Origin of the sequence: Rhizobium sp. BK049, from assembly GCF_014193135.1 — a bacterium.
In the GTDB taxonomy this organism is placed as follows: domain Bacteria; phylum Pseudomonadota; class Alphaproteobacteria; order Rhizobiales; family Rhizobiaceae; genus Rhizobium.
Map to the genome: position 1 here is coordinate 178,062 of NZ_JACHYV010000004.1, position 12,539 is coordinate 190,600.

General features: G+C 60.9%; 14 protein-coding genes. 9 read left to right on the top strand and 5 right to left on the bottom strand.

What is annotated here, in order from left to right:
* Window positions 1-55: 55 nt before the first annotated feature.
* Together FHT70_RS06055 and FHT70_RS06060 are read right to left on the bottom strand one after the other, a co-directional pair.
* Window positions 56-646 carry an NUDIX domain-containing protein gene (locus FHT70_RS06055; RefSeq protein ID WP_183699547.1) on the bottom strand — a complete coding sequence of 197 codons (591 nt, stop codon included), beginning with the start codon at window positions 644-646 and terminating at the stop codon, window positions 56-58.
* The gene (locus FHT70_RS06060; protein WP_183699549.1) at window positions 643-2,847 is read right to left on the bottom strand and encodes a molybdopterin oxidoreductase family protein; all 2,205 of its coding nucleotides are present in this window, start codon (window positions 2,845-2,847) and stop codon (window positions 643-645) included. Before FHT70_RS06060 ends, FHT70_RS06055 begins: the two co-directional genes overlap by 4 nt.
* Before the next feature lie 16 nt (window positions 2,848-2,863).
* On the opposite strand from FHT70_RS06060, the gene FHT70_RS06065 reads away from it, so the two are divergent.
* Together FHT70_RS06065 and FHT70_RS06070 are read left to right on the top strand one after the other, a co-directional pair.
* Complete coding sequence (locus FHT70_RS06065) at window positions 2,864-3,733, top strand: 23S rRNA (adenine(2030)-N(6))-methyltransferase RlmJ (RefSeq protein WP_183699551.1); 870 nt, start codon at window positions 2,864-2,866, stop codon at window positions 3,731-3,733.
* Window positions 3,734-3,793: 60 nt separating this feature from the next.
* Complete coding sequence (locus FHT70_RS06070) at window positions 3,794-4,390, top strand: glutathione S-transferase (protein WP_097598454.1); 597 nt, start codon at window positions 3,794-3,796, stop codon at window positions 4,388-4,390.
* Between the two features lie 86 nt (window positions 4,391-4,476).
* Here FHT70_RS06070 and FHT70_RS06075 read toward each other — a convergent pair whose 3' ends face one another.
* Window positions 4,477-5,112: an outer membrane protein gene (locus tag FHT70_RS06075; RefSeq protein WP_011424814.1), complete on the bottom strand. Its 636-nt coding sequence runs from the start codon at window positions 5,110-5,112 to the stop codon at window positions 4,477-4,479.
* A 364-nt stretch (window positions 5,113-5,476) separates the two neighbouring features.
* Between FHT70_RS06075 and FHT70_RS06080 the strand changes: the two genes are divergently transcribed.
* From FHT70_RS06080 to FHT70_RS06100, 5 genes are all read left to right on the top strand, one after another.
* The gene (locus tag FHT70_RS06080; RefSeq protein ID WP_183699553.1) at window positions 5,477-6,244 is read left to right on the top strand and encodes an SDR family oxidoreductase; all 768 of its coding nucleotides are present in this window, start codon (window positions 5,477-5,479) and stop codon (window positions 6,242-6,244) included.
* The gene (gene uvrC / locus FHT70_RS06085) at window positions 6,241-8,280 is read left to right on the top strand and encodes an excinuclease ABC subunit UvrC (protein WP_183699555.1); all 2,040 of its coding nucleotides are present in this window, start codon (window positions 6,241-6,243) and stop codon (window positions 8,278-8,280) included. The genes FHT70_RS06080 and uvrC overlap by 4 nt, the downstream gene beginning before the upstream one ends.
* 158 nt (window positions 8,281-8,438) lie before the next feature.
* Entirely contained in the window at window positions 8,439-9,029 is a 591-nt protein-coding gene (pgsA, locus tag FHT70_RS06090; protein WP_011424811.1) for a CDP-diacylglycerol--glycerol-3-phosphate 3-phosphatidyltransferase, read from the top strand.
* Window positions 9,026-9,280: a molybdopterin converting factor subunit 1 gene (gene moaD, locus FHT70_RS06095; protein ID WP_183699557.1), complete on the top strand. Its 255-nt coding sequence runs from the start codon at window positions 9,026-9,028 to the stop codon at window positions 9,278-9,280. Before pgsA ends, moaD begins: the two co-directional genes overlap by 4 nt.
* Before the next feature lie 222 nt (window positions 9,281-9,502).
* The gene (locus tag FHT70_RS06100; RefSeq protein ID WP_085777676.1) at window positions 9,503-9,964 is read left to right on the top strand and encodes a molybdenum cofactor biosynthesis protein MoaE; all 462 of its coding nucleotides are present in this window, start codon (window positions 9,503-9,505) and stop codon (window positions 9,962-9,964) included.
* A 56-nt stretch (window positions 9,965-10,020) separates the two neighbouring features.
* On the opposite strand, the gene FHT70_RS06105 is transcribed toward FHT70_RS06100, so the two are convergent.
* Window positions 10,021-10,917, bottom strand: a complete 897-nt coding sequence (locus FHT70_RS06105) for a branched-chain amino acid ABC transporter permease (protein ID WP_183699559.1) — start codon at window positions 10,915-10,917, stop codon at window positions 10,021-10,023.
* Window positions 10,918-10,981: 64 nt separating this feature from the next.
* Here FHT70_RS06105 and FHT70_RS06110 point away from each other — a divergent pair, with 64 nt between their 5' ends.
* Together FHT70_RS06110 and FHT70_RS06115 are read left to right on the top strand one after the other, a co-directional pair.
* Entirely contained in the window at window positions 10,982-11,527 is a 546-nt protein-coding gene (locus tag FHT70_RS06110) for a CGNR zinc finger domain-containing protein (protein WP_183699561.1), read from the top strand.
* Window positions 11,524-12,027, top strand: a complete 504-nt coding sequence (locus FHT70_RS06115; protein WP_183699563.1) for a hypothetical protein — start codon at window positions 11,524-11,526, stop codon at window positions 12,025-12,027. The genes FHT70_RS06110 and FHT70_RS06115 overlap by 4 nt, the downstream gene beginning before the upstream one ends.
* Before the next feature lie 71 nt (window positions 12,028-12,098).
* Here FHT70_RS06115 and ndk read toward each other — a convergent pair whose 3' ends face one another.
* Window positions 12,099-12,521: a nucleoside-diphosphate kinase gene (gene ndk / locus FHT70_RS06120; RefSeq protein WP_011424805.1), complete on the bottom strand. Its 423-nt coding sequence runs from the start codon at window positions 12,519-12,521 to the stop codon at window positions 12,099-12,101.
* Between the last annotated feature and the right edge of the window lie 18 nt (window positions 12,522-12,539).

Here is a 12,539-nt window from a genome sequence, read left to right on the forward strand (position 1 = left end):
CTTAATGCCGGAGCCGACTTGGGTGATCGAACGATCCCACCAAGACATCCCGACTCTATCTGATCCTATCCCGGTTCAACGCGGCCCATTGCAAAAGCATGATCGTCTTGGCGTCGAAAATCTCGCCGGTCTCGATCATCCCTGCAGCTTCGTCGAGCGGGATTTCCAGAACCTCGATATCCTCATGCTCCTCGTCCAGACCGCCGCCTTCGGCGACGCGATCGGCGGTGTCGATCAGGGCTGCGAAGAAGTGGACGACTTCGCTAATGGCGCCCGGCGACATGTAGCATTTAAAGAGGAAGCGCGCCTCGCGCAGGCGATAGCCGGTCTCCTCCATCGCCTCGCGGCGTATCGCCGTCTCGGGATGATCGTTATCGAGAAGGCCGGCCGGCACTTCGATAACCCAGGCGGGATCGCCCTTCAGATGCACGGCAAGACGGAACTGGCGCACAAGGACGACCAGATCGCGTTTCGGATCATAAAGCAGAATGCAGGCGGCCGGCGTGCGGTGGTAGACCTCCCGCTTCAACCGCTGGGTCGCGCCGTTACGGTCGATATAGTCGAGCAGATAGCTGCTCAACCGCGTCCACCCATTCGACAGTATTTCCTCGCCGACGATCTTCACCCGTGATTTCGGCTGCATCATGCTGCGTCCTTGCGAAGCCAGACCTTGTTGTCGTGTACCGCCGCTCCGCCATAAGGCGCGACCGGATCGGCGCCCGTCAGGACGTTGATGCCCTCGCCGTCGACATGCGCCTTGTTCGGCCAGAGGCCCTCGGCAATCAGAACGCCCGGTTTCACCTCCGTGGTGATACGGGCGTGGATGCGGAGATCGCCGCGGCTGTTGCCGATGCGGACGAGATCGCCGTGGGCGACACCGTTGGCTTTGGCATCGACAGGATTGATCATCACCTCGGGACGGCCCTCTTTCTGACGAGACGTCTTGGTCTCCGAAAAGCTCGAATTCAGGAAGTTGCGCGCCGGCGACGTGGCGAGACGGAAGGGATGCTCTGGATCGGCAACTTCGATGATATCGACCTGATCGGGGAAGGCCGGAAGCTCGGCATGCGGCCCGAGCGCGCCGATGGCGGCCGGCGGCTTGTTCGGTGCGGGCTGGTTGATCCAGTCGGGGCGGAAATGGAACTTGCTGTCGGCATGAGCAAAGCCGTTCAGGAAATGGGCGTCCTCGAAAGCCGGCTGGCGATCGAACCATTTGTGTTCGAGGAAATGATCGTAATCCGGCAGGTCGCTCGATCGGAGGATGCGGTCGATCATCTCGCGGGCGGTAAAGCCGAAGCCGGGACGATCGGCGACGCCGAGGCGTTTTGCCAGTTCCTCGATGACGAAGAGATTGGTGCGCACGGTCGGCGGCGGCTCGACCAGCTTCGGTCCCAGCAGGATGTGGTTCTGGCCGCCGGCGCGGTAGATATCGTCGTGCTCAACGAACATGGTCGCAGGAATGACGATATCGGCGATGTGGGCCGTTTCGGTCATGAACTGCTCGTGGACGGCGACGAAGAGATCGTCGCGGGCAAAGCCGCGCCTCACGAGACGCTGCTCGGGAGCGATGTTGGCGGGATTGGTGTTCTGGATCAGCATCGCCGTCACCGGACCACGATGGCGCAGCGCCACCGGATCTCCGGTCAGCACCCGGCCGATCTGCGACTGGTCGAGCATGCGGATATCGCCGTCCTTCATCGACCGGCCTGTCAGTTCCGCATTATTCATGCGGAAGATATCGCTGTTCGAATGGAAGGCGCCGCCGCCCTCATATTGCCAGGAGCCGAGAACGGTGGCGACCGACGCGGCCGCATGCATGGCGACCGCGCCGTTGCGCTGGCGGGTGAAACCGTAGCCCAAGCGGAAGAAGGTCTTCTTCGTCGTGCCGACGATGCGGGCAAAGGCTTCGATCTCCTCGACCGACAGACCGGTGATCGCAGCGGCCCATTGCGGCGTCTTCGTCCTCAGATGCGCTTCGAGACCCTGGGGATCGTCGGCATATCTCGCCATGTAGTCACGATCGGCATAGCCATCCCGGAAGGCGATGTGCATGGTGGCGCAGGCGAGCGCAGCATCGGTGCCAGGCTTGACGATCAACGCCATGTCGGCCTGCTTCATCGTCGGATTGTCATAAATGTCGATGACGACAATCTTGGCGCCACGCTCTTTGCGTGATTTGACGGCGTGGGTCATGACGTTGACCTGTGTCGAGACCGCATTGGTGCCCCAGATGACGACGCAATCGGTGCGGCCCATCTCGCGCGGATCAGGCCCACGGAGCGTGCCGGTTGCCATGGTGAAGCCGGTCCAGGCCGGATTGGTGCAGATCGACGAGAAGAAGCCGGAATAGCGCTTGGCGTGGCGCAGCCGATCGATCGAATCGCGCTGCACCCAGCCCATGGTGCCTGCGTAAAAATATGGCCAAACGGCTTCACTGCCGTCCCTTGCTTCAGCCCTCACAAAGGCCTCAGCAATCTCATCCAGCGCGTCGTCCCAGGAAATCTGCTGCCACTGCCCTGCCCCCTTGGCGCCGGCGCGGCGCAGGGGATGCAGCAGCCGGTCGGGATGATAGAGCCGTTCGGCATAACGGGCGACTTTGGCGCAGATGACGCCCGAGGTGTAGGAATGGTCGCCGGCGCCGCGCACGCGTCCGATGCGGCCGTCCTCCGATATCTCAACCTCCAGCGCGCAGGTGGAGGGACAGTCGTGCGGACAGGCCGTGTGGCCGATCTTGCTGTCCAGCTTCGGGGATTTGGCGTCAATGGGGGTCGCAATGTTCATGGCATTTGTATATGCCAAGGCCTGCATGGCCAAAAGCCAGAAAAACTCCCCATGACGTGAATTCATACGGACATCAGCGAAAATGAACTACCGCCACATCTACCACGCGGGCAATTTTGCCGATGTGCTGAAACATGCTGTGCTGGCGCGGCTGATCCGCTACATGCAGAAGAAGGAGGGCGCCTTCCGCGTGCTCGACACGCATGCCGGCATCGGCCTCTACGACCTCTCTTCCGAGGAAGCGCAGAAAACCGGCGAGTGGCAGGCCGGCATCGGCAAACTGATGGAGGCCGAACTCGGGCCTCAGGTCTCCGAGTTGCTGGAGCCCTACCTCTCGGCGATCGGCGAACTCAATCCCGACGGCGGCATCCGTTTCTATCCCGGATCGCCGAAACTTGCGCGCATGCTGTTCCGACCGCAGGACCGGCTGTCGGCGATGGAGCTGCATCCCGAGGATTACGCCCGCCTGCACCGGCTGTTCGAGGGCGATCACCATGTCCGCATCACCGAACTCGACGGCTGGCTGGCGCTCGGCGCGCATCTGCCGCCGAAGGAAAAGCGCGGCATCGTGCTCGTCGACCCGCCCTTCGAGGAAGAGGACGAGTATGAACGCCTGGCCAAGGGACTCGAAAAGGCCTATCGCCGCTTTCCCGGCGGTACCTACTGCCTTTGGTACCCGTTAAAGAAGGGCGCGCCGATCAAGGAATTCCACGAGGCTCTGCAGGCACTCGACATCCCGAAGATGCTTTGCGCCGAACTCACCGTGCGCAGCGACCGCGGCATGACCGGACTGACCGGCTCCGGCCTCGTCATCGTCAATCCGCCATTCACACTAAAGGATGAGTTGCACCAGATGCTTCCGGCGTTGAAGGATCATCTTGCCCAGGACCGCTTCGCCTCCCACCGCGCCTTCTGGCTGCGCGGCGAAAACAAGACGATCAAGAGCGATTGACCGGGCAAGCTGCTTCGGGAATAGTCCGTCCCACTGCCCCATAGTCTCACCAGGTGTTCCATGAAGCTCCTCTGCTCACCGGCCTCGCCCTATTCCAGCAAGGTGCGGATGGCCGCACATTTTCTGGGAATCGAGTTGAACGCCATCCGGGTCGATACCAATACCGGGCCGGCGATCCTGGTGGACAACAATCCACTCGGGAAAATTCCGACGCTTCTGACGGAGGAAGGCGCTTCGATCTTCGACAGCGTGGCGATCATGCATTATTTCGACCGGCTAACGAATGGTGGCCTCTACCCGTCCAAAGACGGCAAACGCACGGATGCGGAAGTGCTTGAGGCGCTCTGCGACGGTATCTGCGACTGCCTGCTTACCATCGTCTACGAGCGCCGCTTCCGTGACGAGGAGAAGGTTCACCAGCCCTGGATCGACCGGCAATGGAAGAAGGTGACGGCCGGGCTTGCTCATCTCAGCGCCAGGCCGCCGAAACTCGGCAAGAAGCTCAATGGCGGACATTTCGCCCTGGCCGCCACGCTCGACTATCTCGACCTACGCTTCAAGGACCAGTGGGAAGCCGATCACGCGACGCTGGTCGACTGGCTGGCGCAGTTCGAAAAGAAATTCCCTGCTCATCGCGAGCTCAAAGCCAGCGCCTGATCCGGAGCTGAAACGGAGCACCGGACAGCAGACAGCAAAAAGCCGGGGATGAGCCCGGCTTCTGCATATTGGGATGTTCAATCGGCTTAGAACTTCACGCCGATACCGAGCTTGACGCTGTTCTCGTCGTAACCGCGCGAGAAGCTGCCGGAATCGAGGTCGTAGTCCTTGCTCTGGTAGTCGGTGTAGCGATATTCCAAGCGCGTCGTGATGTTGTTTGTCACGAAGGCTTCGACACCGGCGCCGACCGTGTAACCGTAGTTCGTCTTGCTTTCGTCCGAGGTGCCGTCGGAAACCTTGACGTTGCCGAGGGCAAGACCAGCCGTACCGTAGAGCAGGAAGGGATTCATGTCGTAGCCGACGCGGCCGCGGACGGAGCCGTTCCAACCATACTTGTTCTTGACGCCGCCCGAGGAGACGTCATCGCCGCTGTAGCCGAGATCCGATTCAACGCCGTAAACGATCTGGCCTGCTTGCCAGTTGTAACCGGTGAAGACCTGGCCGCCGAAACCATAGGTGTGGCGGTCGGAACCGAAATCACCCATGTTGTAGGTGCCGGCGCCGCCGAGATAGAAGCCTTCCCAGTTGCCGGCCGGCTTGACCGGGGCGTCCTGGGCAACCGGTGCTTCCGGAACCTGGTCGACGGCATCAGCCGCCTGAGCTGCCGAAACGCCCGCGATTGCAAAAGCAGAGGCCATGAGGCCAGCAATGAGTACACGCATACTTTTCTCCTTTCAGTCCCGCGCCGCTTTCATCTGTCTATCAGCGAAGCATTGGCGGGGAAATTGCCAGATGTCCCTTCCGGATCGAGACTGAAATTGGAACTGAAATGCGGATTTGAAAGAGCCAAATTGTGATATCATTGTGGCTGCCGCATGGCGGAAATTCGATGTTGCTTGAGAGCAACATAGGATTCATTAACCCTACCGAATGGTTAAACTTAAAATACTTATTTTAAGAAACAACATTATTAAATAATACATAGAATATCCCAGCCATGGATGCAACTGTGGCCGCCTATTTATATAATCTCCGCCCGCCCTTATATAGGTTGCACACAGACTCGCGGGATCAGAAGGCAAGATTTTGAACCACAGAAGACTTCGCTCAGCCCTGATAACAGGGGCGGCCAAGAGAATAGGCAGGGCAATCGCCGAAGACCTTGCTGCAAATGGCTTTTCCGTCGCGATCCACGCCAACAGCTCCCTCGGCGAAGCCGAAGAGCTGGCGGCGGAATTGCGGCGAAAGGGACAAAGGGCGGTCGCGTTGCAGGCCGATCTTACTGATATCGGCAAAACGGCTGAACTGGTCGCGAAGGCGTCGGAAGCGCTCGGGCCGCTCGATCTGCTCGTCAACAATGCGTCAGTTTTCCAGCATGATTCCGCGCGCAGTTTTAACGCCGCCACATGGGCGCTGCACTTCGATCTGCACGTGCGTGCGCCCTCGATCCTCGCGGCGACCTTTGCGCAGCAGCTGTCTGTCGAGGCGGCGGGACTCATTGTCAACATTATCGACCAGCGCGTCTGGGCACTGAGACCGAGCTTCTATTCCTACACGCTCTCCAAGTCCGCGCTGTGGACGGCGACGCAGACGCTTGCCCAGGCTTTGGCGCCCCGCATCCGCGTTAATGCGATCGGCCCCGGGCCATCAATGCCGAGCGAGCGGCAGTCGTTGGAGGACTTCCAAGCGCAGGTCTCAGCCCTTATCCTGCAGCGAGGGCCGGCACTGGAGGAATTCGGACAAACGATTCGTTTCCTCTACGACACCCCCTCGATCACCGGCCAGATGATTGCCCTCGACGGCGGCCAGCACCTTGCCTGGCAGACGCCCGATGTGGCGGAGATTAAGGAATGAACGGACGAAAGCTGCCGGATGGCGGCGTTCTCTACGATGATACGGATGAGAGCGAAGACGAAATCGAGGTGGAAGGCGACGTTTCCGCCTCGCCTCTTGCGGCAGCTGTCGACTGGAACGCCGGCAGCCTCAACGAAACCGGGCTCATCGGCGCCGAACTGATCGGCGAATTCGTCAAGCGCCTGCCGAACAGCCCCGGCGTCTACCGCATGTTCAATGCCGAGGGCGACGTGCTCTATGTCGGCAAGGCGCGCAGCCTGAAGAAGCGCGTCGGCAATTACGCCGTCGGCCGTGTGCATTCCAACCGCATCGCCCAGATGGTGCGCCAGACGGCGAACATGGAATTCGTGACGACGCGCACGGAAACCGAAGCGCTACTCCTGGAAGCGAATCTGATCAAGCGCTTGCGGCCGCGCTTTAACGTGCTGCTGCGCGACGACAAGTCGTTTCCCTATATCCTCATCACCGGGGATCACCGGGCGCCGGCGATTTTCAAGCATCGCGGCGCCAGGGCGCGGAAAGGCGATTATTTCGGGCCTTTCGCTTCGGCCGGCGCGGTCGGGCGCACGATCAATTCGCTGCAGCGCGCCTTCCTGATCCGCACCTGCACCGACAGTGTCTTCGAAACGCGCACGCGACCCTGCCTGCTTTACCAGATCAAGCGCTGTTCCGGGCCCTGCACGCACGAGGTCAGCGACGAGGGGTATGCCGAGCTGGTGCAGGAGGCGAAAGATTTCCTGTCCGGCAAGAGCCAGAAGGTGAAGTCGCATATGGCGGAAGCCATGAACCAGGCGGCCCAGGACCTCGATTTCGAACGGGCGGCGATTTATCGCGACCGCCTTGCGGCACTTTCCCATGTCCAAAGCCACCAGGGCATCAACCCTGCCGGTGTCGAGGAGGCTGACGTTTTCGCAATCCACCACGAAGGCGGCGTCTCCTGCATCCAGGTGTTCTTCTTCCGCACCGGGCAGAACTGGGGCAACCGCGCCTATTTTCCGAAGGCCGACCCGCAACTATCCAGCGCCGAAGTTCTGAATGCCTTTCTCGCGCAATTCTACGACGACAAGCCGGTGCCGAAACAGATCATGCTGTCGGAGACGGTCGAGGAATTGGAGCTGCTCGCCGCAGCGCTCAGCGAAAAGGCCGGCCACAAGGTCTCCATCCTCGTGCCGCAGCGCGGCGAGAAGCGCGATCTCGTCGAGCATGTGGTCGGCAATGCGCGGGAAGCGCATGGGCGAAAGCTTGCTGAGACGGCGTCGCAGTCACGGCTGCTCGAAGGATTCAAGGAAACCTTCGGGCTCGCCTATGCGCCGCAGCGCATCGAGATCTACGACAACTCGCATATCATGGGCACTAACGCCGTCGGCGGCATGGTGGTGGCGGGGTCGGAAGGCTTCGTGAAGAACCAATACCGCAAGTTCAACATCAAATCGACCGACATCACCCCCGGCGACGACTTCGGAATGATGAAGGAGGTGATGACCCGGCGGTTCTCGCGGCTGATCAAGGAGGAAGGTATTCCCGACCGGACGGCGCAGACAGCAGCTGCCGACGCTGCCGACATGCCCTTCCCTGCCTGGCCCGACGTGATCCTCATCGACGGCGGCCAGGGGCAGATGACGGCGGTGCGGGCCATCCTGGCCGAGCTCGGCATCACCGACAGCGTGACGGCGATCGGCGTCGCCAAGGGTGTCGACCGCGACGCCGGACGCGAGCGCTTCTTTGCGCCGGGACGCGAGAGTTTCACATTGCCGCCGCGCGATCCTGTGCTCTATTTCATCCAGCGCATGCGCGACGAGGCGCACCGGTTTGCGATCGGCTCGCACCGGGTGCGGCGCAAGAAGGAGATGGTCAAGAACCCACTCGACGAGATCGGCGGTATCGGCCCGTCGCGCAAGCGCGCGCTGCTCCAGCATTTCGGCACGGCGAAGGCGGTTTCCCGCGCCGCCCTTTCCGACCTGATGGCGGTGGAAGGTATTTCGGAAGCCGTGGCAAAGCAGGTCTATAACCATTTCCACGACGACGCCGCGAAATAAGCGTCGGCCGTCGCAAATTCCACGCAATGGCGGTGAAAAGACAGAAAGAATGTTGACGGTTCCTGGCCAAAGCCGTCATCTACATCGACCCGAAAATCGAAATCGGTTTTCGTAAAGACGCGGCGCTGCAGCGGCGCATCAATTCAGAGAAACGATCCATGGCATCGCGTGCGTACAGCCTTCCCAACCTTTTGACTTACGGCCGCATCCTCGCCGTGCCACTGATCGTTCTTTGCTTCTTCGTCGAGGGCAGGCTGTCGATCAGCAATACGGCGCGCTGGGTGGCGCTGTGGATCTTCATCATCGCCTCGATCACCGATTTTCTCGACGGCTATCTCGCACGCATCTGGAACCAGACGTCGAATATCGGTCGGATGCTCGATCCGATCGCCGACAAGCTGCTGGTCGCCTCGATCCTTCTCCTGGTCGCGGCCGACCAGACCATCGCCGGCTGGTCGATCTGGGCGGCAATCATCATTCTCTGCCGTGAGATCCTGGTTTCCGGCCTGCGTGAATATCTAGCGGCGCTGAAGGTCAGCGTGCCGGTGACACGGATCGCCAAGTGGAAGACGACGCTGCAGCTCGTCGCCATCGCCTTCCTGCTCGCGGGACCTGCCGGCGACGAGATTTTCCCCTATACGACGCAGACGGGCATTGCGCTCTTGTGGATCGCAGCACTGCTGACCATCTATACCGGCTACGACTATTTTCGTGCCGGGCTGAAACATATCGTGGATGACGAGGAATGACGCGGCTTGTCTATTTCGCCTGGGTGCGTGAGCGCATCGGCAAGGGCGAGGAGGAGATCGACCTCCCCTCCTCCGTCGTCACCGTCGCCGATCTTCTGAATCATTTGAAGACGCTGGGCGAGGAATATGAAGCCGCACTTCAATATTCCGAGGTGATCCGCGTGGCGCTCGACATGGAGCATGTCGAGCATGACGAGCCGATTGGTGCGCCCCGTGAGATCGGGATTTTTCCGCCGATGACGGGGGGATGAGACGGTGACGGCGGTGCCGTGTCGCTACCCCCCTCTGCCCTGCCGGGCATCTCCCCCACACGGTGGGAGATTGGCTGGGCGCACGGGCTTCCTCAAACAATTGGCGTTTCAGCCCGGCGAAGCGGTAAATGGTCAAGAAGAGCGTGCCACTTGTGATCTCCCCACACGGCACAGCCTTTCCGCATTCTTCATAGCGGCTTCAAAGCAGCGGAGGATTTCGCTGTGACCATCACCCCCACCATCCGCGTCCAGCGCGAAGACTTCGACCTGCAGGCCGAAGTCGATCTCCTCTCGAAAGGCAAAGCCGACATCGGCGCCGTCGTTACCTTCTCCGGCCTCTGCCGCGATGAAGGCGGGAGGCTGGCGGCGCTTGAACTCGAGCATTATCCCGGCATGGCCGAAGCCGAGATGACTCGCATCGGCGAACTCGCCATCACCCGTTTCGGGCTGCTCGGGCTGACCGCCATCCACCGCTACGGCAAGATCGCTCCTGGCGAGAACATCGTGCTCGTTGTTGCAGCCGCCCCGCACCGGCAGGCCGCCTTCGACGGCGCCAATCTCGTCATGGATTTCCTCAAGACCGCAGCGCCCTTCTGGAAGAAGGAGCACGGCAAGGACGGCGCCAGGGGCGACTGGGTCGCGGCGAAAGACGCCGACGACGCGGCGCGCGACAAGTGGAAATGATCAGAGCATGATGTCGAAAAGTGTGCGCGGTTTTCGGATAACATCATGCGCCATTTCTAAAGCACCACACGCTCCCTGCGGCTCATAACCAGAAGCAGGACGAGCAGCGAGAAGACCACCAGATCTCGCCAGACGAATGCGCCATAGGCGCCCCACAAGGTTTCGACAACGGCAAGCCCGGCAGCGCCGCCAGCCGAACGCAGCGGATCGGAATAGCCGCCGACGGCTGCGATCAGCAGCACCTTGAGCCCGAACATCAGTCCCGCGCCGAAATCCATCGAACCGTAATAGAAGGTGGCGAGAATGCCGCAGAGGGTGGCGACGAGAGCAGCTGCCGCATAGGCGACAAGGAAGACACGGCTGGCGCTGGTACCGCAGAGCTCGGCGGCCAGCGGATCATCGGTGACGGCTCGCCAGAGGCGACCCCAGGCCGTGCGCTTGAGGATCAGCGCACCGAACGCGACGATGGCTGACATCAGCACCGTGTCGATCAGCTGGATATAGGTGAGAGTCACTTTGAATGGACCATCACTCCAGAAGACAACAACCTGGTTCAGGAACGGCGGCAGCCAGATCGCTCTTGTATCGGCGGCAAGGCGGGCGGTTTCCATCAGCACGATCATGATGCCGAGCGCGGCAACGATGACGGTGTTCGGCGATTTGCTGGCCAGCGGCAGCATGATGGAGCGGCCGATCCAGATGCCCGCGGCCAGTGAATAGACAAGCGCAGCGCACGCGCCGATCGCAATGGCAGCCGGCAGCACCAGCCAGAACCTGATATAGGCGAGTTCGGTAAAAAGCAGCAGGATCTGGCCTGAGAAGGCGAAGATCGCCCCATAGGTGATATCGGCCCGCTTGGTCACGCCGAAGGCAACCGCATAACCGAAGGCGAGCGCGGCATAGAGGGCGGCAAGCGGCACCGCATTCGCCAGTTGTTGCAGAAGATAGGCCATTCCGAAGACTCCGCGTCGGCAAATTATAACTGGTAAAACCTATTTCACCAGTTATAATTTCCTCATGAGCTTTTCCTGGACCCCTCACCGTTTTGCCGGCGGTGCACTGGCGCTCGATGTCGCCAACAGCGTCGTTCTGCGCGACGACCCAAAGCGGCGGGTCGACCGCTTCGCGAGCCGCGAGCAGATGCGCAACTTCCCGCGCGCCGCCGCCGAATTCTGCGCCGAACGGGCCTTGTTCGGTGAGATCGCACCGGTGGCGCCGCAAGACGAAGTCGACTTTATCGCGCTGCGCGAGGCAATCGACCGCTACTTCCGCAAGCGTATACTGGATGGCGGCGACGACCAATTGCTGGCCGAATTGCTGGAGGCGCTAGCGAAGATCTTGCGCCAGGCAAGCCCGGCAAGCTTGGCGGCGGCGACCGCCCATTCGGTGCTCAGGCTGATTGCCATGCCGGATCCCGAGCGCATGAAGATCTGCGGCAATTGCGGCTGGCTGTTCATCGACCGCAGCAAGAACAAGAGCCGCGCCTGGTGCGACATGGCGATCTGCGGCAACCGCGCCAAGGCGAACCGTCACTATCGCCGTAAGAAGGAGGAGACGCCATGAGAAAACATCTGATCGTAACAGCGGCGGCAACAAGCCTTCTGCTGTCCGCCTGCCAGCGGCAGGCCGAAAATCTCGTCGAAATCACCGGCCATCTTTTTGTCTTCAATTATCGCGTCGCGAGCGCCACCTATCTGCTGACGCTGAAGAAGACAGGTCCTATCCCCGACGGTTCGGTCATCATCGCCGAATTCGAGAACCCGCAAGGCGGCGACTCGCTGGTGCTGAACCAGAAAATCTACCCGATCGACGACAAGATCGCGCTGCAGAGCGAAAACCTGCACTGCGTGCGCAAGGACCGCCCCTATTGGGTGAATGTCCGGCTGGTCGACAAGGACGGCAAGGTGCTGCAGCAATTGAAGACGGAGTTCCGCTCCGACCTCGACCAGACGGTGCTGCCGAGCAAGCCGCTCGTCGTCGGCGCGCTTTACGACAAGAACCCGGAGGTCTTCAAGCCTGACGGCAGCGTCGATTTCTCGAACACCGACAAGTGCCCAACATAGAAAAAGCCGGGGCGAGGCCCGGCTTTCGAGAGTCAATTCAACGCATTGCGCAGCAATGCCGAAGCGCGGCCTCAGCCGACGATTTCGGTGTCGGAGAACCAGTACTTGATTTCCTGGGCAGCCGTTTCCGGAGCGTCGGAGCCATGAACGGAATTTTCGCCGATCGACAGGGCGTGAACCTTGCGGATCGTGCCTTCGGCAGCGTTTGCCGGGTTGGTCGCGCCCATGATTTCGCGGTTCTTGAGGATCGCGCCCTCGCCTTCCAGGACCTGAACGACGGTCGGGCCGGAGGTCATGCCTTCGACGAGTTCGCCGAAGAAGGGACGGTCCTTGTGAACGGCGTAGAAGCCTTCAGCTTCGCGGCGGCTCATCCAGACGCGCTTGGAGGCGACGACGCGCAGGCCGGCATCTTCGAGCATCTTGGTGATGGCGCCCGTCAGGTTGCGCTTGGTTGCGTCAGGCTTGATCATCGAGAAGGTGCGTTCAATCGCCATAGTCAAATCCTCTGTTTT

Bases quoted from the DNA above. Each gene is read 5' to 3' on its own strand.
- FHT70_RS06055 (WP_183699547.1), bottom strand. From the start codon at position 646: ATGATGCAGCCGAAATCACGGGTGAAGATCGTCGGCGAGGAAATACTG.
- FHT70_RS06060 (WP_183699549.1), bottom strand. From the start codon at position 2,847: ATGAATTCACGTCATGGGGAGTTTTTCTGGCTTTTGGCCATGCAGGCC.
- FHT70_RS06065 (WP_183699551.1), top strand. From the start codon at position 2,864: ATGAACTACCGCCACATCTACCACGCGGGCAATTTTGCCGATGTGCTG.
- FHT70_RS06070 (WP_097598454.1), top strand. From the start codon at position 3,794: ATGAAGCTCCTCTGCTCACCGGCCTCGCCCTATTCCAGCAAGGTGCGG.
- FHT70_RS06075 (WP_011424814.1), bottom strand. From the start codon at position 5,112: ATGCGTGTACTCATTGCTGGCCTCATGGCCTCTGCTTTTGCAATCGCG.
- uvrC (WP_183699555.1), top strand. From the start codon at position 6,241: ATGAACGGACGAAAGCTGCCGGATGGCGGCGTTCTCTACGATGATACG.
- pgsA (WP_011424811.1), top strand. From the start codon at position 8,439: ATGGCATCGCGTGCGTACAGCCTTCCCAACCTTTTGACTTACGGCCGC.
- moaD (WP_183699557.1), top strand. From the start codon at position 9,026: ATGACGCGGCTTGTCTATTTCGCCTGGGTGCGTGAGCGCATCGGCAAG.
- FHT70_RS06105 (WP_183699559.1), bottom strand. From the start codon at position 10,917: ATGGCCTATCTTCTGCAACAACTGGCGAATGCGGTGCCGCTTGCCGCC.
- FHT70_RS06110 (WP_183699561.1), top strand. From the start codon at position 10,982: ATGAGCTTTTCCTGGACCCCTCACCGTTTTGCCGGCGGTGCACTGGCG.
- FHT70_RS06115 (WP_183699563.1), top strand. From the start codon at position 11,524: ATGAGAAAACATCTGATCGTAACAGCGGCGGCAACAAGCCTTCTGCTG.
- ndk (WP_011424805.1), bottom strand. From the start codon at position 12,521: ATGGCGATTGAACGCACCTTCTCGATGATCAAGCCTGACGCAACCAAG.